This is a genomic window from Kribbella caucasensis (genome assembly GCF_004361855.1).
GTDB classification, from domain to species: domain Bacteria; phylum Actinomycetota; class Actinomycetes; order Propionibacteriales; family Kribbellaceae; genus Kribbella; species Kribbella caucasensis.
In genome coordinates this window covers 81956-103967 of the sequence record NZ_SNWQ01000025.1, presented here as the reverse complement: position 1 = coordinate 103967, position 22012 = coordinate 81956, and the positions used below count along the sequence as shown (strand labels likewise).

Genomic DNA, 22012 nt, shown 5'->3' with positions numbered 1-22012 from the left:
TGCGACGACCCCAAACCACTGAAACCGACCCGCTCGACCCAAACCCGTCCGTCGAGACCGACCCGGAAACGCACCTATTTCAGCGGCCTCCTAGGTCCGGCAGATAGACCTCCTGACCCATTGGGCCGCAGGGGTCAAGAAGGTGTGGTGACGCTCCTCAGACTCTGAGCATTCGAGGCCCCGCGATTGTCCGCCGCGGGTCGAGACGAGGAGGAAGTATGTCCGAGCATTCGAATCTCGAGCGCCATCGCGAGCCGTACCACGATCCTCGGCCCCGTACTGGCTGCCCTGTTCGGACTGCTGGACCTGCTCACCATCCCGCGCCGTACGCGGGCCTTCAAGACTGGGCTCACCCACATGACGATCAAACTCACCGTCGTCGTGGTGTTCGTCGTCGACTTCGCAGTCCGCGCCGCCCAGGAAGGGGCCTGGTGGCAGCCGGCCCTGATCTGACTCAGCTCGCTGCTCCCGCCGGATGGCGTCGTGACCGAGGCTCAGCCTCGATCCGTGGACGGGCCGACCTGGTGATCTTTGATTTGCGGTGATAGGTGATCGGTGGGGCAAGGCGTGGCGGCCTGCTGGTTTGTCCAGCCTTTCCACGTTCGGGTCAACACTCCGGGTTGGTGCCGCGTGCGGCGGGTAGTCGGTGGTCATGCGGTGATCGGTGGTCCGGTGGTGGGGCCGAACACCTTTGTCCACAAGGCGGTCCATTGCTCGGCCCAGGGCCAGTGCGCGGGCAGGTGGAGGACCGGACGGCGTTGGGGCCGGGCGAGTCTGGCGGGCACGGTGTGGCGCGAAGACTCTGGAGGGTGAGGAGGAAGAGGGCACACTCGAACAGTTGCTGGTCACCCCGGTGTCCGGCGCCGGGATCGTACTCGACAAGGCGGTCGCCGGCACCCCAGCCGCGGATGTCCTCCTCGCGTCCTTCATCGGCACTGTCCTGGTCGTCTGGGCGATGGAGCTGGCCGAGCATGTCACCTTCTCCAATCCAGCGCCGTAGGGGAAGTCTTTGGAGTTCCTTCCCGCCCGGAGGACAATGGGAGGGAGGTTCCAGTCGATGATCAGTAGGCGACTCAGGCACGCTCGGTATGCACAGCGGGCGGCTCGCGCAGCCCGCCTCGCAGATCAATTAGCCGACAAGCGTGACGCCACCCTGCTGCCGCTTCTCACCGAGGCCGAGGCGCTCGTAGTGATTCACCTGCTGGAAGACCTGATCGCGGCCCGGGGAGCCGACCCAACAGGGGACGTGGCCCGCACCCTGATCATCCGGATCTACGACCGGCTCGACCCACCATCGTCAGCCGCCGACGAATCGGCGTAGCCCAGATCGGCACCCCTACCTCCGGGCTCCGCAGGCGGCGCACTCACCCGCCCCCCCGACCAGCATGATTCTCGCCCCCGGCAGTGCGCCCTGGTCCTGATCGGATACGGCGCGGTCTGGTTCGGTTCTGTTCGGTGGGCTCGGATATTGGCGCGGGATGGTGCCGTCCCACTCGTCGAGCGGTGCGCAGTGCCAGACCCACCCAGTTCGGCTAAGGGCTCGAGCGTTCGACGCGTGACGGAGGCGGCGTCGATCAGGTGGTGAGAATGGATGGTCATGGGTCGAGGCGGTAGAACCGCCAGAAATCGTGCTCGATCGGCAACACGGCTGTCGTGGCGAACCCCGCGGCATCCGCGTAACGACGCATGGTCTCCGGTTGCATGACCGTGCCGGTTCCGACCGAGCCCGGCTCGATGAGCGCGGGCGGGCAGGCAGTGCAGCGCACTCCAGCCGTAGTTGAACCGCTCCAACTCGTCGCCGGGCGCCGTGAACGTCTCCGCCACCTTCTCGGTGACGTCGATCCACCCGGCGACCGCTTGCTCCGCCAGCCATTCACGTGCGTATCTCTCGGCGATCCTGGCGCGGACGGCCAGCTCGGCAGGTGTTGCGTCGGACACCTCTGCGAGAGCGATGTACAGACCGAGCCGGTCGCCGATGTAGACGTGCAGCAGTTCGAGGGCCCTGATCGCCGCGTGGAAGAGCTGCTCGACTGCGTTCTCCCCGCGATCGGTGTCGACGGACGTGGCGGTCATGCTGCCTCGCCTCCGCGCGCCGTGCGTAACGCCAGCAGTGGCTTGAGCGCCAAGGTGGCGCCGACGACGAAGATCGCCGTGGCCGGATAGATCAGGCCGAGGTGACCAATTGTGTCCGGGCCCCACGGGTAGTGCGCCGGCAATGCGACGGCAAGACCCAGGACCGGTGCGGCCACCGCCGTCAGGTACGCCCACAGCAGACCAAGCCGTACGCCGAAACCAGGCGAGGGCAGCGGTGGCCAGTCCGGTCGACAAGATGAAGCCCGAGACCGCGATATGCAGGTGCGACACGTAGCGGTACAGGTCGTCGTTGAGCGCACGGATCTCGTCCCGGCCGACATTGACCTGCTCGGGTCCGATACCAAGTTCGAGGAACGCGCCGGTGAAGTTCCGGAAGAAGAAGATCACCGCGTAACCAATGAACGCCAGACCGGCGACCGCCATCAGCACCGAACCTGCGCGAAGCGCGGCCGGTTCGGCAATGGTCGCCGTTCGATGCGCAGCTGTTGCCATGATTGTTGCCTACCTCAACTAATTGGCCGGGCTCTGTACCTCAGCCAGCAGGTTTGACCGCGAGCAGCGAGATGCTCTTCACGCCGTAGCGGACGCTGGCATCACGAGCCCGCTCGGAGCTGAACTCGTAAGGGTTGGGCACCATCGCGGTGACGGTCAGCCCGCAGCGACATCAACTACGGCCTCTATGTCGTGGCCGTGCGCTGACGGAGGTCTTGGCCGTCAAATGCGCAGGGTCAGAAGCGACCTTGGCAACTGCGACGAGCCATGAAGGATCTCGGTCCGGTGGTTCGGAAGATGCGTTCCCAGCGGAGCCGGTGCGGCGGCTTGAATCCCCGGTCCTTGCCCGCTCGGTCCGCCGTACCGCTGACCGCCGCCATGCAGGATCGAGGGAGTCGGTACGGTCTGCCGGCGTACATCGGCGCACCCGACAGATGCCCAGGAACCCCGGCGTGCGCATTGTGAAGGAGGGCATGATCCCTGTTGACGCCAACTGTCTCCGGCGCCAAGATGGAAGTGGCCTGCGAGGCGGGCGAGGGAGCCGAAAGGCTGAGAGGCCTGACGATCTTAGGACCAAAGGGCGACCCCCAGACACCTGATCCGGACAATGCCGGCGAAGGGAAAACGTCTCGCAGGTCCTCGCTGTCCTGGCCTCCGCTCAAGAACCTGACGATCTGCTCGAGAGCGCCCTTGCCCCATTCCGGACGAGGTCAGGAGGCCGCGGCCTTGTACGCCTTCGACATGCCGTTCACTGGCTTCCACGGCCCGGTTCCGGGAGCCTCCAGCCACTGCCGCTCCGCCGCGCGCGACGCAGCCGGTCCAACTCCGCAGCGCTGACCACCTCCTCGCCGGGCGCCGGGTCGCTGCTCGGCAACTTCAACGCGCTCAGCACCATCGGGTCGACCGGCACCGTGCGCCACCTCCGTCGCCACCTCCCGATCCCCCAGGATCGCGTATGCCAGGCCGAACACCCGGCCCTGGAACCTCCGGACGAACGCCGCGGCCGTATCCGGGTCGGCCGAAGCAAGGCCGGCCAGCAGCGACTCATCGGAGAGGCCCACGCTGGTAGTACGCACCAGCAGCTGCCACGGATTCAACACATCCTTGCCGAGACGAAGGCGCTCAGACGTCCTGTACCAGCTAAAGGGTCTGGCACGGGGTCTCCGGAGAATGGTCCACCTTCGCGATCGGCCTGAAGTTCCTGCTGTTCCACGGGTGAGGTTCACCCGGGGACTCTCACAAGGCCTGCGGTGAGCACGAGGGCAACGGCGCCGAACGCGAACTCGGCGCCGACGAAGAGTCCGATGACCTGCGGGGGTGGGGCCGCGGACCGCAGCCGGCGCACGTACTCGTGGCTTCCTGTGGCAGCGCCGAGCATGCCGGCGACGGCGGTCAGCTTCGCGAGCAGCGCAGCGCCGTACGCGGACGTCATCAGAGGGGCGAGGCCGCCCGCATGGATCAGCGCATGCGCAGTACCGGTGACCGCGAGCGTCCCGACGCAGGCCATCGACAGCCAGGAGAAGCTGCCGACGGTTGCATGGAGGACGCCCGGGTCGCGTCTCGGTATCAGGGCCGCCGCGAGCGCCGCCAGGCCGCCGACCCATCCGGCGGCGGCGATGACATGCAGCTCGGCCAGCGCGATGGCCGGCACCTGTACCTCGCCAGGGCGGGCCGTGACGATCGTGAGGGCCAGCGAGAAGACGACCACGGCGCCGACCGCGAGGCCAGTGGCCGACTGCCGCGCGTACGAGGCCAGCCACGCCGCCGCCACCGCACAGATCACGATCCGTGCAATCAGTGGCGCCGCCGGTCGCTCCAGAAGGTGCACGGCCGACTCCGGTCCGGCCCCGGCGAGTGTCGCGACCAGGCCCGCCGGCGCGGACACTGCCACCAGCAGAAGTCCGAGCCACGCCAGTCTGGTCAGACTGCGGTCACCCCGCCCGGACGGCCAAACCAGCCACCAGAACGCCAGCGTGCCGACGAACAGTGTCACCCCGGCGTACCCGGTCACGCGCGCCGCATCTGTCAGCAGGACGACCGAGCCGGGGCGGGCAGACCCAGGGCGGGCGGCCGCCACCATCGCGATCGTCGCGCCCACGATCGCGGCCGAGGGCAGCCACCGCAGCCTCATCCATCTGCTTTCTCAGAGGCTGCACTCGGTCGTGATGGTCGCCTTGTCGTACGCGTCCACCTGGGCGGCGCCGGCGCGCCAGTTCTGTAGCCATAGATGCAGCGCGTGCGTGGGGACGAGCTGTCCGGCACGCAGCATCTCCATGTGGCGGATGTGGGTCTCCCAGGTCGCGATCGCGGCGCTGGCGCTGTCCAGTTCCTTGTTCGCCGCCGCCTCCGCGTCGTGGCAGTCCACCAGCGCCCGTACGTCGTCGCCCTCGGTCTCAGGTGGCGCCTGACACCGTGAGGGCGAGCTCGTGTACTGCCGCACAGCGGCCCTGAAGGCGGTGGCGTTGGCGGTGGCGCCGATTCGGGACTGCTGCCAGAACTGCTTGGCCTGGTCAAGAGTGAGCTTGCCTGCGGTGAGCTTGTTCATAGCGTCGATGTGCACCCGCCACTGGGCCAATGAGCGTTTCGCAGCCGAGCGCGACGCGCCCTGCAGCTGCCACGCCTTATGGCAATCGGCGACGGCGGCCGCGATCGCCGCGCTGGCGGTGCGATGTTCGGTCTGGCTCGTAGCCTTCGAGCCGGCGCCACCAGGCTTCGTCGCCCTGGTTGCCGTGCCGTCACCATCGTCGGACCCGAACGCGACCAGGCCGGCCACTGCGGCGACCGACGCGATGGCGAGCGCCAGCCCTAGGAGCTTGCGGCGCCGGGCGCGTTGCCGCTGGCTGAGCCGGTCCAGCCGGCTTCCGGGCACCGGGTTCGGGTCCCTGCCGTACGGTTCCGGCATGGTCACTGTCCACGGCTGGCCGGGTCGACACCCGCGACGGTGAGCAGGTCCACCATCCGGAACTCGCCCGTGCCCGCCGTGCTCGGAAGGCTGGGACGCCAGTCCGGCGCGACTGCGACGTACGACGTGGGATCGTTCTGCAGCAGGCCAATCAGGACCTCGGCGACGATCCGGCCGCCGACCGGGCCCATGCGCAGACCGTCGGCCTCGACCTCGGCTTCCTTCAGGACGTAGTACCACAGCGGCGTACTGCGCTCGAGGCCGAGCGAGTAAGAACGCAGCTCGGACAGGTCGGCCGACGACAGCACGGGTACTCCGAGCTGCTTCGCGATCGCCTGACCGGACGGCATCGACCAGGTCACCTGGCGCAGCAGGTTCCGGGCCGGCAGCGAGGTCGGGCCGTTGCCGAAGGCACGGATCGCCGCGGCCGGGAGCGTCATCAGCGGGGTCGAGATGTGGGTGTCGATCCGCTTGTTCGGCTTGACCTCGCCGTCGCCGAAATCGAAGAAGGTCTGCCAGCCGATGAACCGGCGCAGCGCCCGAGCGCCGCCACGCAGGTCGGCCGGATCGCTCTCGCCCTCGGGCTGGGCAGGGTCGAACACGAACCCGAAGAACGGCTTCCCGGCATCACCGGCCAGATTCGCCCGGTACGACGGCCGCACCATGCTGTGGCCGACCCGGAACGCGGCACCCTGGAACTCCACCGGCATGTAACCGATCGCGCTGGTGTAATACTTGCGGCCTCCTCCGAACACGTCGTCGACCATCGCCGGGCCGACCAACTGCGGCAGGAATTCGTGCACGACGATCCACTGATAATGCCAGCGAACGATCCGGCGGGCCTCGTCGAACTCGTTCTCGACGCCTTCGGTGCGTAACCGGTCGACCACGGAATTGTGAAAAATAAGGAATGCCACGTGCAGGCCCGCGATGATCATGTGCTCGTCGTTGCGCCGATCGCGCAACACCGCCTGAAGCGTCGTCGGACTGCGCGGCAGGTCCTCGAACAGCCCGCCGCTCTCGACCCGGAACTTGGCCGGGTCGTCGGTCCGGTACAGCTGCGGTGAGACCAGCGGCCCGCCGCCGTACACCGAGTCGAGGTCCAGCGCCGGCGTGCGGTTGTTCTTCGACGTGGTCGGGTCGGTCGGCAGGCCGAGCTTCGAACCCTGGTCGAGGGTGATGTCATGATCGATGAACTGGCCGAGGAAGGTCGTCCCGGCCGTCTGTGTCGTGTTGTCCCGGTTGCCGGCCAGCAGCGACTGGTCTGTGATCAGCGCGACCGGCCCCTTCGCCAGGTCGTCCTTCGCATCCAGCAGGCCACCTGGCTTGCCAAGGTCTGTCAGCGCCGCGGTCAGCTCATCGCTCGGCTCGGCGAACGCGGGCAGCTGGAACATCCGGCCGAAGTGGTCCGAGGTGATCTGACCGCCGGCCAGCCCGCCGGCCGCCCGCGTCCGGTCGGACGCGGCAACCGGTTCGAGCACAGCGCCCGCACCGGCCCCCGCGCCCACCGCCCCCACACCGACCGCCGAGATGAAACCCCGGCGCGAAACCCGCCCAGTACCTGAATCCGATCTCCCCACAGTCCCCCCCAAATAACGGAAATCCCCGTTTCCGAAATACCGGACCATACCGGCATGCTCGCGAGTTTCTACCGCAGCAACAAGGCAAGTGTCAAACGATCCGATGTGGGTGAATTGTGAATTGCTTACTGCAGGTATTCGACGCGCCACGGCTGGTATTCGAATTTAGAATTCTCGCTGTGTAACTATTCCCGGCTCAGGACAGCGGGATTACTCACAGGCAATTGACTGCACAAGCGTCGCCGCCGGCGGCGGTGAAGCAGGCAGTCTGCAGGAACTCGGAGGAGTCAGTAGGCCTGGCCGAAGGTCTTGACCTCCTCGACGCGCCCACCTCAAACGGTTTCGATCAATCTGCGTTGATGTAATATGCCGGGGTGGGAAACAAGTCACCTGCCCCACCGGCCGTGCGGCTGTTGGCCGAGCCGTTGCGGTGGCGGCTGATCGGCGAACTCGCCGGTTTTGACCGGCGGGTCGGCGAGCTGGTCGTCGCCCTGGGGGCACCGCAGAACCTGGTTTCCTACCACCTGCGCCAACTCCGCACCGGCGGACTGGTCACGGCACGGCGCTCCAGCTTCGATGCGCGCGAGACCTACTACCACCTGGACCTGACCCGCTGCGCCGATGCGCTGGCCGCCACCGGGGCGGCGCTGCACCCCGCCCTGGCCCTGCGCCCAGACCCCACCGTGACGGCCGAGGCCGATCGTCCGGTCCGACGGCGGGTGCGGGTGTTGTTCTTGTGCACCGGCAACAGCGCCCGCTCCCCCATCGCCGCCGCGTTGCTACGCCACCACGGCCGAGCCTGGGTCGACGCGGCCAGCGCCGGCAGCCATCCCAAACCGCTGCACCCCGGCGCAGTACGCGTGCTGCGCGAGGAATACGGCATCGACCTCGCCGACCACCGGCCCACCCACCTGCACACGCTCACCGGACAGCGCTTCGACCACGTGATCAGCCTGTGCGACAAAGTCCGCGAGATCTGCCCGGAATTTCCTGGCCACCCCGAACCCGTTCACTGGAGCATCCACGACCCCACCGACATCACGGGCGGTGCCAACGCCGGTGATGCCGCGTTGCGCGGCGTCGCCAGGGAACTGGACACCCGTATCCGCTACCTGCTGCCCGTCCTGGCTACGTCCCACCAACCCGAGGAGGAGAAGGAGTCATGACCGTCACCCCGGAGGAGTTCGCCAGCGTCCGCTACATCGTCGACGACGTGCCCGCTGCCGTCGACTTCTACACCACCCACCTCGGCTTCACCCTGCGCGACAGCGCCGGCCCGGCGTTCGCCGACATCGTCCGCGGACCACTCCGCGTGCTGCTGTCCGGCCCGGCCAGCTCCGGCGCCCGCGCCACTCCCGAAGACGCCAACGTCGCCGGCCGCAACCGCATCCACCTCATCGTCGGCGACCTCCGCGCCGAGATCGACCGACTCAACGCCGCCGGCATAGCGTTCCGCAGCGACGTCGTCACCGGACCCGGCGGGCAACAGATCCTGGTCCACGACCCCGCCGGCAACCTCATCGAACTGTTCCAACCCGCCACCGATCGAGCGCACTGAGTTCGTGACGCTGGACGGCGTGATGCTGGCGCCCGGCCTGCCGGACGAGCACTTGGACGGTCTCAGCGGCGTGTCGCAGGGTGTACCGCGGCAGCTCGACGTTTCGGCGAGCGGCCTCTCGCGTCACGTTGTCCATCACCGGGCATGGACGCCTGGGCGATTGGTCAACCCTCGACCAGTCGTTCACGGGCGGCTGTCCGCGGAAGCGCATCGGTGGCCGCCGCTGTTTGTGATCGGCGAACGCGTGGGGCGCATTGATACCCGCGATGGCAGGCGCCTGCGCTCACTTGGGAAGCCTCTGACCGAGGGCGATGGGTCGGGCCACCGCGGTCGCTCTGATCGGCCTAGATCCCGAGGTCCGCTCTTGAGACCGTCTCGAGCACCTGCTGCTGGTAGTAGACGGATTCGCCTTGGTCGCCGATCACACCCGACGGGTAGTGAGTCGAGACGGCGAGCGTGTAGACATACGAGTTCGAGATCGCCAGCCCGAAGTAGTCGCCGATGAACGAGCGGATCGTGCACGGGTCGCTATGGGCGGCGCAAGCCATCTGGTCGATCCCGTCGATGGTCTGTCCCGGCTGCTCGGGATCCCAGCTGAACTGGGACACCCGTACGTTGTCGCCAACCGGCACAGCGCCGTCGCCGCTGTCCTTGAACGCTTGCAGCGACACGTCGACGCAGAAGTTCTGGCGACCGACATGCTCGGGCAGGATGGCCGGGTCGTCTGGACACGCGGCCCGGCGGTCGTAGAAGTTGACCGCGACTGCCCCGCCAGGGCCGGCCGCAACCTGCGGCTGGAACTGGTCAGACGCCGTACGGTTCGCATTGTCGTTGACGATGATCGGCTGCGACCAGGTGCGGCCGAAGTCGGTGGACTGCGAGAACTTGACGTCGTACTGGCTGCCGTCCCAGTCCTCCCACACGACGTACAGGTGTCCAGGATAGTCGGGGCTGGCTGTAAAGTGCTCGAGGATGCCGTCCCGGAACGTCGTGTTGGGCAGACAGCAGCCCGGCACCTGCCGCGCCACGGCCACCGGCATGAACTCCGACCAGGTGACGCCGTCGTCGCTGGAACGCGCGACGTAGATCGTCTTGCTGTCGGGGCTGGGGTGATCGCCGGCGATCGAGACGTAGACGTTGCCGGCAGCGTCCACCGCGGGATAGACGAACTCGTTCGTCGGTCCGGTCTGGTTCGGCTTGGTGATCGTGACCGCCTTGGAGAACGTCCGACCGCGATCTCGCGACACCGCGACCCGGATCTTCGTCGTGCTGCCGTTGTAGACGGCCCAGGCCGCGTAGACGTGGTCCTGGTAACGGTTGCCGGGAACGTGGTTTACGGCCACCCACTGCTTGTCCTCGACGAAGCCGAAGCTCAGGCTCGACCAGTTGGGCACGTGCTCGAGCGGCTTGCCGCCGTTGCCCTTGACCCAGGTCCGCCCCAGGTCGTCGCTGTACGAGATCGCGATGTTGGAGTTCGGGTGCAGGTTGGCCCAGAACGCGTTGAACGGCAACGTCACCTGGTAGACGCGCCCCTGCGTGTCGAAGTCCGCGTTGGGATCGGTGTTGTTGGTCCAGCTCGGCGGCATGTCCTGCGTTCCGGTGGATACGCAGTCGTAGCCCTGCACCTGGTTGGCGGCCAGCGGCTGCCCGTTGCTGATCGTGAACGAGCCGAGATGGAAGTCGTAGAACGTCGAGTACTTCTCGAAGAAGAACTTCGACGTCCCCACGAGGTCCTCGGTGCCGGGCCTCACGGCCAGCCACGACTCCGAGAAATTCGAGTTGTACAACCCGGCGCGGCACGAGCCCGGATCGGGCGCGGTCTGGCCCGGCGGCACCGGGTAACCGCCGCCTTCCGCCGGCCGGCTCACCACCGTGTTGGTGGCCGAGACGCTGCTCTTCCACAGCGGCGGCGCGGCGTCGGCCGGCGCAGGGACGAGCACCGCGAGCAGAAGCCCGACACCGGCTAGAACGAGGCGTCTCATGTCCACCCCCTCCTCAACGCGGACTCGACCATCGTGGACCCGCGACCCGACACCCGGCAACAGATCCGCCTTGTCCAACCTGGTCGCTGTTCCAGGTTGCACTCCCCCTGGACACCTACGGTTCAAGGCATTAGACCGGAAGTAGCGGAATGGCCCACGGGTCAGCCTGCTCGGGGGTGGTTCGCCCAGACGCGTTGCGCACGTCGGTTCCACGCTGCCTCGCGGGATGTGACAGCCGCGGTAGGGGGTTCACGGCCGGAGGCGCCGGCCGAGCGCAAACCGTGCAGCCAGCTCGTATCTGGAGGAACCATGCATCGGATCAGATTCGTAGCCATCGGATCGTCGCTCCTGCTGTGTACGGCGGGACTCGCGGTGGCGAACCCGCTCGTCACCACGTCATCGATCCAGGTCTCGGATGTAAGCCCATTCGCCTCGTGTACCGCTGACAACGTCGCCGGTCAGGTCGGCACGAACTTCCCCAACAGCGAGGTCGAGCCCTGGGTCGACGTCAACCCGACGAACCCGGACAACGTCGTCGGGCTGTGGCAGCAGGACCGCTGGTCGAACGGCGGCGCCAGGGGCCTGGTCGCAGGTGTCACGATGAACGGCGGGACCAGCTGGACAAAGGTCGTGCTCCCACAGGTAAGCGCCTGCTCGGGCAATCCGAACTTCGCACGAGCAACCGACCCTTGGGTCTCGTTCTCCCCGAATGGCCATTTGTACGCGATGAGCCTGTCACTGAGCGCCGACCTGCGCAGGTCGGCCATGCTCGTCAGCAAGTCGACCGACGGCGGCCTGACCTGGGGCGGTCCGACGACCCTGATCGACGAGACGTCGGACTTCAGCCTGAACGACAAGAACTCGCTGACCGCAGACCCGACCGATGCGAACTTCGTGTACGCCGTCTGGGACCGCAGCCGCCACCCCGGCCTCGAGCACCCGGACTTCAACGCGCTCCACGCGTTCTCCTTCCGGTCGGACATCATGTTCGCGCGCACCACGGACGGCGGCGCGACCTGGGAGCCGGCGCGGGCGATCTTCAGGCCGAAAGCGAATCTGTTCACGATCGGAAACCAGATCGCGGTCCTTCCGGACGGCACGCTCGTGAACGTCTTCACCCTCTTCAAGGGGTCGGGCGTGCAGCCGTCGAACCAGATCTTCGTCGCGGTGATCCGCTCGACGGACAAGGGCGTCACCTGGTCGTCACCGATCATCATCGACAAGCACTTCGTCGCCCCTGTCGCCGATCCCGACACCGGGCAGCCGCACCGCACCGGCGACATCCTTCCGGACATCGCCGTCGACATGACCTCAGGCGACGTCTACGTGGCTTGGCAGGACCGCCGCTTCACCGGCCGGGCGGCCGTCGCACTCTCCAGGTCCACAGACGGCGGCCGCACCTGGTCGACGCCGATCAAGGCCAGCCGGACCCCGTCGCTCGGCAACCTCAACGACCAGGCGTTCACGCCGTCGGTCCACGTGGCGGACGACGGCACCGTCGGTGTCAGCTACTACGACTTCCGCAACAACGCCGCCGGCGGCGGCACCGACACCGACCACTGGCTGGCGCATTGCGACGCCACTGAGGACTGCAGTTCGGCGAGCAGCTGGGACGAGGAGACACGCGTTACGGCAGCCTCCTTCAACAGCCGACTCGCCCCCGTCGCCCGAGGCTTCTTCCTCGGCGACTACGTCGGCTTGGACAACATCGGCAACACGTTCACGCCCCTCTACACCGAAACCAGGGCCGCCGATCCGGCGAACGAGCACTACGCGGAGGTTGGCCCATAAGGCCCAAACCAGCGACCGATAAGAGATGCAAGGCCCGGCCACGGCCGTGATCCTGACGTGGTGTCATACGCCAGGGTGCGGCCGTGGCGCACCTTCTCCCGCTGACAGAGACGAGGGGAACCCGCGAAGGCGCCGGTAGAGATCCGGTACGACGCTGAGGTCGTCGCCCGCCTGAGGCTACGCCCTTCACGGCTCAGCTGTCGCGCTTGTGGTCGAAGTACGGCACCGGCCTGCCGGTGGCGAGACAGCGACCCAGGCAGCGATACCGCTGTACCGGCAGGACCGCCGCAACGGGAAGTCATCGCGATGATTGTGGCTAAAGGCAACAAGCAGGCGACTGATCCGCCGCAGCACACCTGACAGTGGTCGTGGCGACCGACAGTCACTAACTGGTCATCAGGGCTGCTGTCGTCCAGGCGCTCGAGGATCTCGATCTCGTCACCAGCGCCGATCCACGAGTCGGATGACAGTCCGCAAGGCCACGTCCTGACAGATGGTTCGTATCGGCGTGGCTACGGCGACGAACCCTCGGCCCGACACCTTCGCTAAGAACCTCGCGAGTACTCCTCAAAACCCGGGCGGAAGACCACTGATCGCGCGGTTCGCCAGCAGGATCGACATCGCATGCACGGTCATGTAGCCGCGCCACTCGAGAGCGGCAGCCGGGGAGTACGCGGCAAACTCCAGCGGCCAGCCGCCATCCTCGCGTTGTGCGGACGCGAGCCTGTCAAGGTCGGCCGTGACCACCTCCGCTGAAAACAGTTCGCGCGCCGGCCGATCGGGATACGGCGCAAAATCCAGTGGTCGCATCGCCTCGTCCGGAAGCCCGCCAATGACCGGCATGACGCCGTCCGGCGGGATTGCGGCTCCGAGCTGGGTGATCAGCGGAATGACGTCCGGCCGGGACTCGGCCAACGCGTCCAGACAGCTGACCACGAACGCCAGCTCCATCGCCGGACTCGTCGTTGCGGCGTGCTCCACACAGTACGACGTTGCGCGCGCCAGCCATGGGTGTGACCTCACGGTGGGGTCGTGGCGTGCAATCCGAAGCGCCTGCATGGTGACAATCGAAGTGATCTGCAATGACGACGCGGTGCTGTCGGCATCCGCCCAGAACGGCGCGGATCCAGCCCGGTCATTCAGGGGTAGCGCGAACGGAAGCCCGCCGTCAGCCAGCGTTACCGAGTCGAGCCAGTCAAACAGTTCACGCGCGCGTCCAGACGGGATAGGTGCCGTTGCTGCCGTCGCCGCATCGGCCAGCGCCTCGAATGCGTGCAGGGCCGCCCCGGGTTGACTCGTGCTGTCGCGCAGGTCCGGCTCGAGGCCCCATCCGTACCCGCCGTCGGGGTTCCTGTAGGCGTCCAGCGCGGCCAGTACCGCTGCCACATCACCGGCACCGGTCATGAGCTCGAACCTCCGCCGGTCCAGGATGCGGCCATGTCCCGCGAGGAAGGCGCCCGCAGCGCCGATATCGACAGTCATGCGATCAGTTTGCTCGACCCAACACCCCGCGTCTTGAACGTTTCGGACACTGTGACGAACCCGACCACTCAGCATCCTCCTCGTCCGACGGACCCACGGGCGTGCCCGGCTCACCTGCGATCATGCGGCAGCAGTACGCCGTCAATATGCTCTCAACGAGCTCCACAGGTGGAGGACGACCGCGGGCGGCGGGTGAGTCCGCATCTACATCACCACCCCGACTGCAGGAGGTACTTTTCCAGCAATGCCTCAGGCGTTCAGATCCATGCGTGTGGTTAGGGTGCGTGTCCCTCCTCGGACACCATTGTAATCCTTCGGTTACCCGTAGCGCTCGCCGCAAAGGGAGCTGGCCCTGGCCGGAACTGCGCTCTCCTCGGATCGGCATACCTTGCCCTCGGCAACGAGTCGATGCGCGAAGCGGACCCGCGACGTGGTGAGCATGGGTGGCCGACGCGCCGCGCGGTGTCGAGGTTAATCTGATCCGGCGAGGGTGGTCGGCATGATGACCCGGGGCTGGCCATGCATCGTCACAACTCAGCTGTGTACATTTGGCAGATGACCGGCATGCACCCCGGCCTGGCGTCGGGCTTGCCTGACGACGTCCAGCGGTTGCTCGGCGCACCGCCCGTCACGGAGAAGATGCTGCTGGAACTCAGCGTTGGATGGGCTGATCTCCCGCCTGATCAGGCTCGGCTGGCGGAGGTGGTGCGGCTGTTCGTGATCACCTGGGATCCCCTCGAGAGCATCGCGCCGCGACCCGACGGGTTCGCAACCGTCAACCTCGACCCCCTCGAGATCGCGATTTACGTACCGTCGTGGTCACTGCTCGAGCTGGCCACCAAATGGGACGACACCTTTGCCGCAGTCCTCGCCCGGGTGGCCGGCTCCGCGGTCGTGACCGCCGCGACACATCCGGAGCCGGTGCTGTCCGGCGACTACCCCGGTCTGACCACCGCGGGCGTCCCGCCGGACCTGCTCAGCGACACCTCGGCCGGCGCGGCACTCGGTCCAGCCGACATTCGATTGGTGTCGCCTGGATGGCAGGACATCGGACTCGGCGCCATCACCGACGCCGTGCAACATTCCTTCGGCTCGGTCGACCTTGACCGTTCGCCGGTGGAACTCGCCGCAGCTTCCGCATCACGCCCGGGCTGCCCGGCCTGTACCGGCCGCCGATTCGGCTTCCCCGCCGACCTGTCCGAGGCGCGGGACAGGATGTGTACGACGCACCGGCGCGAGGCGGAGTCGGTCATCAACCGGCGCTTGGCCAGGGCGAACGCCAGCAACCCCGACGGATGGGGAGCACTTATCGATGCCACAGTCCGGCGCGAGCATCCGCACCTACCGAACGGGCTGGCCACGAAACTCACCGGCTCCGACGACTCGATGTACGTCCGCAGCGAGCCGGCCGAACTCGCGCAGCGCGCCGAACTCGTCATCCAGGCAGCCAGCTGGTTTCCCGGACGCCGCGACGACCTTGCCATCGCGCTCGGGCAAGATCCAGACCTGGCAGGTCGGCTTCCCGAGTGGTTGGTCAACCTCATCCTCGACCTCGGCCACGCCGGGTTGGGCGCCGAGGCCGCCCACGTCGGAGACGCACTCGCGCAGGTCGACCCGGAGAGCCAGGCGATCTACGACGCCGACGTCGCGGTCGCACTGGCTGAGGCAGGTCTGGCCAAGCAGGCCCGCGACCGGATCGCGGCAAACCTGACCCGGTGGCCCGACGACTTCTGGGTCCGGGTTCACGCCGGCGACGCACTGGCAGCACTCGGCGACCTCGACGAAGCCGAGGCGCACCTCCAAACAGCCGTGGAGATAGCCGACGCGGCCGACGACTTCGAGCGACTGGGAGAGGCGATCAGCCGCCTTCGGCAGCTGAGCCGCCGTAGACGGCCTAGTGAGGGCGAACGAGCCAACGAACAGCGCCGCCGTCAACCACGCAAGCAGAGTCGGTCGCAACGCAAGCGAAGGAGATAGGGCGGTTCACGTTCCGCGCCTGGCACCGAGGAACGGGATGCCTTGCGCGCTGATGAATCCGACATCGAAGCAGCAGCGGTCGAGCAGCCGATTGGTCCAGCCTGCGAAAACCCTGAGCGGTCCTGGCTGCGTATGCCCGAGGCTTCGTAGCAGGTGGCTTTCGTACGCGTCGCTACCTGGATCCGTTGACCGCCAGCATTCGCGCGAACAACGGCATAGAGGGCCGCCGACCCAAACGCAGGCTGAGCAGGTCGCAACGCAGACGCCCCCGGCGCAAGCACAAGCGGTAGATCTGTCCCGGCTACTATCGGCTGGCATGCAGATGCGACGGATGAACCGCGAGCAGTTCTTCGGCAAGCTGGCGACGCTCGACGAGGATCGCCTCGCAAAGGTGTTGTGGAACCTGTACTGGCGCGGCTCAGCACCGATGCGGGCACGCATCGAAGCCGCGATCGACCCCGACCAGCACGATCGTGGCAAGGACGCCTCGATCGCATCTGTTGATCCTGAGGGTGTGCTGGCCGAGGTCCGTGACTTCGTTTCGCTGGCGCGCTCGGGCGCGCACCTCGGCGGTGACCGGCGCGTGTCGCCGAAGGAACGGACACGCTGGCGGTTCACCTTCCGGCGGCTGGTCACCGAGGCCCAGGATGCCTTACGCACAGACGAGTCCGATGCCGCAGCAGCGGCGGTGGCGGAGTTGATCGATCTGGCCTGCGCGACCCGGGAGTACGACTACTTCCGCTCCGAGGATCCGGTTGAGGCGGCACGGTTCGTCGTCTCGGACGCGGCAGCGCTGCTGTGGAACGCTGTACGAGACCGGCATGGGTTGTCCATATTCGCCCAACGATCGGCACCACAGCTCATCCGATGGGCCTCACGGCATGGCTGGACCCGCAGCGGGTGGGGTCCGCTCAGCGAAAAGGAGACCTCGCTCGCCGGCGTGCTCGCCGGAATGCTGCGAACGCCCGAGATGTGGATCGAGTTCGCCGACCGCTACCTCGACGCACTCGACGATGCCGCACACGCCCCTGCACGTCAGCAGAACACGTGGCGCCGCAAAGGGTGGGACCAGGAGCAGCGGACCGCCGCACTCGCCGATTGGCATCTCCTGCTACTCGACAAGCTTACGGACTATGAGGCCGACGACCAGCTCACCAGCCTGGCCACACATCCCGCACTCGCCGGGCCCGAGCTGACCCATCTACAGGCGCGCCTCGCGCATCGGCGCGGCGAGACCAGCCGGGCCCGCGAGCTGGTGCACGACTGCCTGCAGAAGCTGCCCGGTCATCAGCAGTTCCTCGACTTCGCGGCAGAGATCGGCGCACGTCTCCCACCTCACGCACAGGAGATCAGCAATCAGCGGCAGAGCACTCAAGCGTCGACGTCATGACCGGATGCGATCCTCGGCCGGATCGGTCAGCGGCCGGCAGCGCCACGGCGATCGGAGACGTCCTGGGCGGTGTCGAGTCCACCAACCTGACCAGCCCATGCTCGGTATCGACGTCGACCACGGTGCGGGTGGCCGAGCAGGCGTCGTGATGGTCGTCGGACGTCAGCGCAGGCTGGACAATGCCTTGGTAATCGCTTCGGCGTCGAACCTGCCGGGGTCGAATTCGGACGCGGAGTCGAGACCCAGCCACTCCAGTTGTTCCTGGTGCTCAGGGTGGTCGGGATCGTTGAGGATCTCCACGAGGTCGGCGTAGCCCCAAACACCGCCGCAGTCCTCGGGCGGAGCAGCGCGCCGTCCACCCGTGCACCGCAGATAGGCCGCTGCGTCGCGGTTGTGCACCTTCTCCACCAGGATGTCGTGCTGCCAGTCGTCACCGAAGTCGTAGGTGTAGCGCAGCTTGGCGTTGACTCTGGGGGCGACCTGTTCCAAGGTCACCGGCGCCTCTGCCCGATGGCCGAGCTCCACGTCGGCCAGCCCGAAATCGCCGTACGGCGTTTCGAACACATGCAGGTGACTGTCGTACCACCCGAACGCGACCTGAATCACCTGGTGAAGTCGAGCGAGGCTGAGGTCGGCGGGCACCTCCAGGCGCCGCCAGATCGGTGGCTTCGCGCCCCGCAGCCCCACCTTGATCTGATAGACCGGTGCCGGGCGTCCGGACCGCTTGGGTTTCGCCGGCAGCTCGGCCACCATCGGCCGTCCGCGCCGCGCGACCGGTCCCCCGGCGCCGAACGGGCCGCCGCTGCCGACGAGCTGCGCCAGCATCTGCAGCGTTGTGAGCCCAGTCTCCCCGTCCCCGTGCGACGCCGGGGGCTTGTTCGGTGTCGGCAGGGCCGTCATCCGGGCCCGCATCAGCATCGCCAGGACCGGGTAGCCCGGGCCGTCCTCGTCGTCCGGTACTCCGTCGAGGTCGTCCAGCTCACTATCATGCACCGCCCGCGTGTCCAGCGCCCGCTCAACCTGCCAGCGGAACTCCGCCGCGTCCAGCACCTCCGTGGTCAGCTCGACGCCGCTGGCCCGAGCGTCGGCTCGCGTAATCTCCAGCGCCGCGGGCAACTGGTCGGAGTCAAGCAGAAGAATATCGCCGGCGGCTCCGCAGTCGAGATTGTCGACGCTGACCATGACGGCGTGCGAGCGTCCGGCTCGATGAAACACGCATGCCAGCATCGCCTCGGCGCCCTGCGCATCCTGAAGGTGCTGGCAGTCTGCGATCTTCACCGGCTCAGCCAGCTCAGCTGCCCACCTGGGCGGTTCGACACCGGCTTCGACGAGCCGGTCAGCAGCCGCTGACGCCGCCTTGCCGGCCTGGCCGGGGGCGACCGAACCGATCGCCAGCAGCATCGCCAGCGCCCCGGTGGAAGCCTTGTCCTCGAACTGCGGGACAAAGCCCTCGATCAGCGCCTGCTCGAACGCCTCCCAGTTAAGCGCGCCGATCGACACGAACGCCGCGCCCAGCATCTCCGCGTCCAGCGGATCGTCGGACTCGGCCAGGTCCGCAGCGCCCGCGACCACTCCATCGATCAGTTGCCGCGGGTCGAAGTCCGCACCCGAGCACACGGGGCAATCACACTCATCCCGTCCGCCGAGAAGGTCAGGCCGGGTCGGCCGCTGGGTGGACTTCTTGTTCTTCTTGGTTTTCCGCGCACGGCTCACTGGACTCACCCGGCCAGTCTGCCCGACCCCGACCCCGGCACCGGCACCGAGTACCGGAGTGTCGCCGATCTGCCGGGTTGCTCCATGAGCAGCTTCCGACCCAGGCCACAAGCCGCGATCCGATCAACGGTGGCCGGACCGCCCATGGACGAGATCACGTCCACCCGGTGATCGGCGACCAGTTCCCGGCCGGCGCTCGTCGCGCCCATGATGGCCAGACGTTCCGGCGGCACCCGCAGTCGAGGGGCACATCGACGAGCGCGTACGCCCGCAGTTCCCCACAGGTTGCGAAGTCGAGCGAGCTGTGCGCGCGCCCGGTGTGCGTTCACGATCGAGCCCGGCCGGGCCGAGCACATGCCTGATTTCGTGCCAGGTGTCCTCGCCGTGCCGGCCACTTATGCCGGACGCACGGTCGCGATGCATTCGATATCGACAGCCTCGGTGCGCCCTGGGCGCAAATCGCCCGGGCGGGCCTAGCGAACCTGCGCCGCCTCCAGGACAAGGTCGAGTGCATGAACGGCAGCGGTGCCGAGATCGCCGTCCATGACTGCCGGCATGTTCACCGCCCTGCCGGACGTTCATCGCCGGGGAGCGCTCGCGTTGGCGTTGTTTGGCCCTGCTGATGTCGGGGTCTCTGGGGTCGAGGGGTAGCACATCCAGGAGGGCCTGGCGGCGCTGAGTCCTGGTCCGGCTCACCTTCGTGATACGTACCTGTCGCATCTCATACCTCTGGGGCACGGCGTCGTGGAACGGCAGACCTGGCGCCGAGTGAGGGGAAGCTCAAGAGCCAGGTCCAACCGGCCTGGAGGGGTTACCGAGGAAGCACGTCGTACGCACTGGCGGGCGTTCATGCCGCGTCACCTGCCGACTCTGCCACCGACGCCGACAGGTACCACGCGGCGCTGTTCGGGCAGCTTGTCGCCGGCTTCGTGGTGACTGGCGAGCAGCAGTTGGCCGCCGACCGGCGCCGCGACCACTCGGGAAGAGCAGTTGACGACGCAGGAGAAGCCGTCACCTCTGGTGAAGGCGAGTACGCCGGATTCCGTCCGCAACCAGCGGAAGTCGCCGGAGGACAGCGCGGCTCCGGACTGGTCGGCCTCAGCGACCGCGTCGAAGCCGCCGACGGCACCATCGCCGCACAGAGCCCACCGGCAAGTGCACCCGCCTCGCCATCGACCTCCCACTCGAAGACCCCTCAGCCCAGGCCTACTGATGCCCTCAGCGGGCGATGAACACGAAGGGCGAGCCTCTACAGCCCCTCGCCGCGGCAACGCGTCGTACGGCAGCACGTCAGGGGGGCGCCGGGCAGATCCAAGCGTGTGGTTAAGGTGTGTGTCCCTCCTCGGACACGTGGGGGTTCATATCCCTAGGGATATGAGCCCTTCGTCATCTGTCGGCGTTCGGTTGTCGCGTTTCCTCTGCCGAGGCGTATCCCCATTCCTCCTTCACGCGTCTGCAGCCGTCAGGCGCCGCCAGACCTCCCTGCGGGTGACCGCGCGGTCCGACAGTTGCGCCGACTAGCCCGCGGATGACCGTTCGTGCTTGTGGGACCAATCTCGCCGTCCGCCGGACAGGTATGAACCCAGAAGAGCAAGTCCCGGACTCCTGGAATTGCTCAAAGGAGCGGAACTCGGTCCGTCCGGGACCCGGTGGGGGCCGCCAGTGCGAGGTCCGCGGCGTATGCGGCCTCGAGATTCTTCGTCCCACGGCACGGATTCTGCGGCGCGCGAGTCGAGGATGTCGACAGCAACTGAAAGCTGATCAGGAGGCGGCAAGGTGGTTTCTGCTGACGGTTGCAACACTTCGTCCTGGATTGGGAGGTTGTGTTGTCTTCGTCTCGTCGTGTGAGGAAGGGGCCGGGTCGTCGGCCGCAGTCGGCCAAGCGCCTACGGTTCATGGAGTTGCGTGGTCGCGGGTGGAGCATTGTGGCCGCAGCGCGCGAGGTCGGTGTCTCGAGGACCACCAGGAACAACTGGTCCTGCGGCTACAAGACCTACCGCAAGGGCCAGGTCGTCGGGTTCGTCGCTTCACTTGACCGGCTCGCGGATCGGGAGATCAGCTCGCGGTTCCTGTCGCAAGAGAGGATCGGATCGAGATTGCGGATCTGCGTCATGCCGGTGTGAGCGTCCGAAAGATCGCGGATCGTCTGGCCGGGCGCCGTCGACGATCTCGCGTGAACTGCGCGGCAACGCGGCGCAGGCGGCCGTTTTCGCCCGTTCGACGCGCACCGTTAGGCGACCGCTCGCCCCGACGCGGTCGCCGGACTGCTGTCCTGAATGTCCCGAACGCCGGAGGCAGAGGCTGGTCCAGGCGCGGTTCGTTCACCAGGAGAGGAGGCCCTTGACGACGATCGCGGCTGCGCCGATGGCCGACAGGGCGATGACGAGCTGGCGCGCGTGTTCTCCTCCTAGCTTGACGGCCAAGACGTGTCCGCCGACAAGCCCTGCGGTCAGAGCAGCGACCGAGATCAACAGCGTCGACGCCGAGACCTGTACGCCGCCCTTCGCGGCCAAGGAGGCGAGGTTGATGACGACCGCATACAGCTGGAAGGTGGCAGCGAACTTGCGGTGGTCCCAGTTCGTACTGACCGCGTACAGCACGATCGCCGGTCCACCGACCCCAGCTGTCACGTTCATGAACCCACTCGCCGCACCGGCTGCGAGCGTTCCGGCCATCCCTCGTGGCATCCGCGCCCTTCTACTGAACTGAACAGCCAGCAGTGCGACCAGCACCATCGTCCCGACGAGAACCATCAGTAGGGGCGCCGGCACACGTCTCGCGACGAAGGCTCCGAGCGGAATCATCGCGAGCGCGGGCACGGCAAGCTGTAGGCCCTGCTTCAGGTCGACGTCCCGCCAGGTCGCCGCGAGCACGGCCAGGCTGGTCAGCAGCGCGAGCACGTTCGACAAGACCACGCCCTGGAAGGGACCGGCCACCAGGACGAGCAGGGGCGACGCGACGAGCGCGAACCCCACGCCGGTCACGCGTTGCGTCACCGCACCCGCGGCCACGCCGCCGGCGAGCAGCACGACCTGCGTGTCCATCACCACC

Annotated in this window: 20 protein-coding genes and 1 pseudogene; 10 read left to right on the top strand and 11 right to left on the bottom strand. The window is 67.3% G+C overall.

The window, feature by feature from the left end; translation table 11 throughout:
* Window positions 1-186: 186 nt before the first annotated feature.
* From EV643_RS36320 to EV643_RS36310, 3 genes are all read left to right on the top strand, one after another.
* Window positions 187-453: a DUF2231 domain-containing protein gene (locus EV643_RS36320; RefSeq protein ID WP_133804745.1), complete on the top strand. Its 267-nt coding sequence runs from the start codon at window positions 187-189 to the stop codon at window positions 451-453.
* 385 nt (window positions 454-838) lie between these two features.
* Window positions 839-1000 (top strand): hypothetical protein, encoded by a 162-nt coding sequence (locus tag EV643_RS46140; RefSeq protein WP_238166050.1) that lies wholly within the window; start codon window positions 839-841, stop codon window positions 998-1000.
* A 57-nt stretch (window positions 1001-1057) separates the two neighbouring features.
* Window positions 1058-1321, top strand: a complete 264-nt coding sequence (locus EV643_RS36310) for a hypothetical protein (protein WP_133804743.1) — start codon at window positions 1058-1060, stop codon at window positions 1319-1321.
* A gap of 566 nt (window positions 1322-1887) precedes the next feature.
* Here EV643_RS36310 and EV643_RS47075 read toward each other — a convergent pair.
* The 5 genes and pseudogenes from EV643_RS47075 to EV643_RS36275 form a co-directional block, all read right to left on the bottom strand.
* Window positions 1888-2073: pseudogene (locus tag EV643_RS47075) on the bottom strand (SAM-dependent methyltransferase); the annotation flags it as partial.
* A 1223-nt stretch (window positions 2074-3296) separates the two neighbouring features.
* Window positions 3297-3662: a hypothetical protein gene (locus tag EV643_RS36290; RefSeq protein ID WP_133804742.1), complete on the bottom strand. Its 366-nt coding sequence runs from the start codon at window positions 3660-3662 to the stop codon at window positions 3297-3299.
* Window positions 3663-3808: 146 nt separating this feature from the next.
* Window positions 3809-4717, bottom strand: coding sequence for a CopD family protein (locus EV643_RS36285; RefSeq protein ID WP_133804741.1), 909 nt, complete (start codon window positions 4715-4717; stop codon window positions 3809-3811).
* Window positions 4718-4729: 12 nt separating this feature from the next.
* Window positions 4730-5488 (bottom strand): hypothetical protein, encoded by a 759-nt coding sequence (locus tag EV643_RS36280; RefSeq protein ID WP_133804740.1) that lies wholly within the window; start codon window positions 5486-5488, stop codon window positions 4730-4732.
* 2 nt (window positions 5489-5490) lie between these two features.
* A complete protein-coding gene (locus EV643_RS36275; RefSeq protein WP_133804739.1) occupies window positions 5491-6996 on the bottom strand; it encodes a peroxidase family protein in 1506 nt (501 codons plus the stop codon).
* Window positions 6997-7442: 446 nt separating this feature from the next.
* Between EV643_RS36275 and EV643_RS36270 the strand changes: the two genes are divergently transcribed.
* Both EV643_RS36270 and EV643_RS36265 read left to right on the top strand, forming a co-directional pair.
* Window positions 7443-8234: an arsenate reductase/protein-tyrosine-phosphatase family protein gene (locus EV643_RS36270; RefSeq protein ID WP_133804738.1), complete on the top strand. Its 792-nt coding sequence runs from the start codon at window positions 7443-7445 to the stop codon at window positions 8232-8234.
* Window positions 8231-8626: a VOC family protein gene (locus EV643_RS36265; protein WP_133804737.1), complete on the top strand. Its 396-nt coding sequence runs from the start codon at window positions 8231-8233 to the stop codon at window positions 8624-8626. The genes EV643_RS36270 and EV643_RS36265 overlap by 4 nt, the downstream gene beginning before the upstream one ends.
* Before the next feature lie 344 nt (window positions 8627-8970).
* Here EV643_RS36265 and EV643_RS36260 read toward each other — a convergent pair whose 3' ends face one another.
* The gene (locus EV643_RS36260) at window positions 8971-10608 is read right to left on the bottom strand and encodes a sialidase family protein (protein ID WP_133804736.1); all 1638 of its coding nucleotides are present in this window, start codon (window positions 10606-10608) and stop codon (window positions 8971-8973) included.
* Window positions 10609-10917: 309 nt separating this feature from the next.
* Here EV643_RS36260 and EV643_RS36255 point away from each other — a divergent pair, with 309 nt between their 5' ends.
* Window positions 10918-12399 (top strand): sialidase family protein, encoded by a 1482-nt coding sequence (locus EV643_RS36255; protein ID WP_133804735.1) that lies wholly within the window; start codon window positions 10918-10920, stop codon window positions 12397-12399.
* 567 nt (window positions 12400-12966) lie between these two features.
* Here the strand turns inward: EV643_RS36255 and EV643_RS36250 are convergent.
* Window positions 12967-13881, bottom strand: coding sequence for a hypothetical protein (locus EV643_RS36250; protein ID WP_133804734.1), 915 nt, complete (start codon window positions 13879-13881; stop codon window positions 12967-12969).
* Window positions 13882-14436: 555 nt separating this feature from the next.
* Between EV643_RS36250 and EV643_RS36245 the strand changes: the two genes are divergently transcribed.
* The 3 genes from EV643_RS36245 (at window position 14437) to EV643_RS44445 (ending at window position 17397) form a co-directional block, all read left to right on the top strand.
* The gene (locus EV643_RS36245) at window positions 14437-15858 is read left to right on the top strand and encodes a tetratricopeptide repeat protein (RefSeq protein WP_133804733.1); all 1422 of its coding nucleotides are present in this window, start codon (window positions 14437-14439) and stop codon (window positions 15856-15858) included.
* A gap of 316 nt (window positions 15859-16174) precedes the next feature.
* Window positions 16175-17248, top strand: coding sequence for a hypothetical protein (locus tag EV643_RS36240; RefSeq protein WP_133804732.1), 1074 nt, complete (start codon window positions 16175-16177; stop codon window positions 17246-17248).
* Window positions 17245-17397: a hypothetical protein gene (locus EV643_RS44445; RefSeq protein ID WP_166665714.1), complete on the top strand. Its 153-nt coding sequence runs from the start codon at window positions 17245-17247 to the stop codon at window positions 17395-17397. The genes EV643_RS36240 and EV643_RS44445 overlap by 4 nt, the downstream gene beginning before the upstream one ends.
* Before the next feature lie 13 nt (window positions 17398-17410).
* On the opposite strand, the gene EV643_RS36235 is transcribed toward EV643_RS44445, so the two are convergent.
* The 3 genes from EV643_RS36235 to EV643_RS36225 all read right to left on the bottom strand — a co-directional run bounded on the left by EV643_RS36235 (window position 17411) and on the right by EV643_RS36225 (window position 20145).
* The gene (locus EV643_RS36235) at window positions 17411-18766 is read right to left on the bottom strand and encodes a plasmid pRiA4b ORF-3 family protein (protein ID WP_238166049.1); all 1356 of its coding nucleotides are present in this window, start codon (window positions 18764-18766) and stop codon (window positions 17411-17413) included.
* Between the two features lie 200 nt (window positions 18767-18966).
* Window positions 18967-19170 (bottom strand): hypothetical protein, encoded by a 204-nt coding sequence (locus tag EV643_RS36230; protein WP_166665713.1) that lies wholly within the window; start codon window positions 19168-19170, stop codon window positions 18967-18969.
* Between the two features lie 648 nt (window positions 19171-19818).
* Complete coding sequence (locus EV643_RS36225; protein WP_133804730.1) at window positions 19819-20145, bottom strand: hypothetical protein; 327 nt, start codon at window positions 20143-20145, stop codon at window positions 19819-19821.
* Between the two features lie 660 nt (window positions 20146-20805).
* On the opposite strand from EV643_RS36225, the gene EV643_RS45150 reads away from it, so the two are divergent.
* Window positions 20806-21084 carry a hypothetical protein gene (locus tag EV643_RS45150; protein WP_238166048.1) on the top strand — a complete coding sequence of 93 codons (279 nt, stop codon included), beginning with the start codon at window positions 20806-20808 and terminating at the stop codon, window positions 21082-21084.
* Window positions 21085-21282: 198 nt separating this feature from the next.
* Here EV643_RS45150 and EV643_RS36215 read toward each other — a convergent pair whose 3' ends face one another.
* Window positions 21283-22005, bottom strand: coding sequence for a sulfite exporter TauE/SafE family protein (locus tag EV643_RS36215; RefSeq protein ID WP_133804729.1), 723 nt, complete (start codon window positions 22003-22005; stop codon window positions 21283-21285).
* Window positions 22006-22012: the final 7 nt, after the last annotated feature.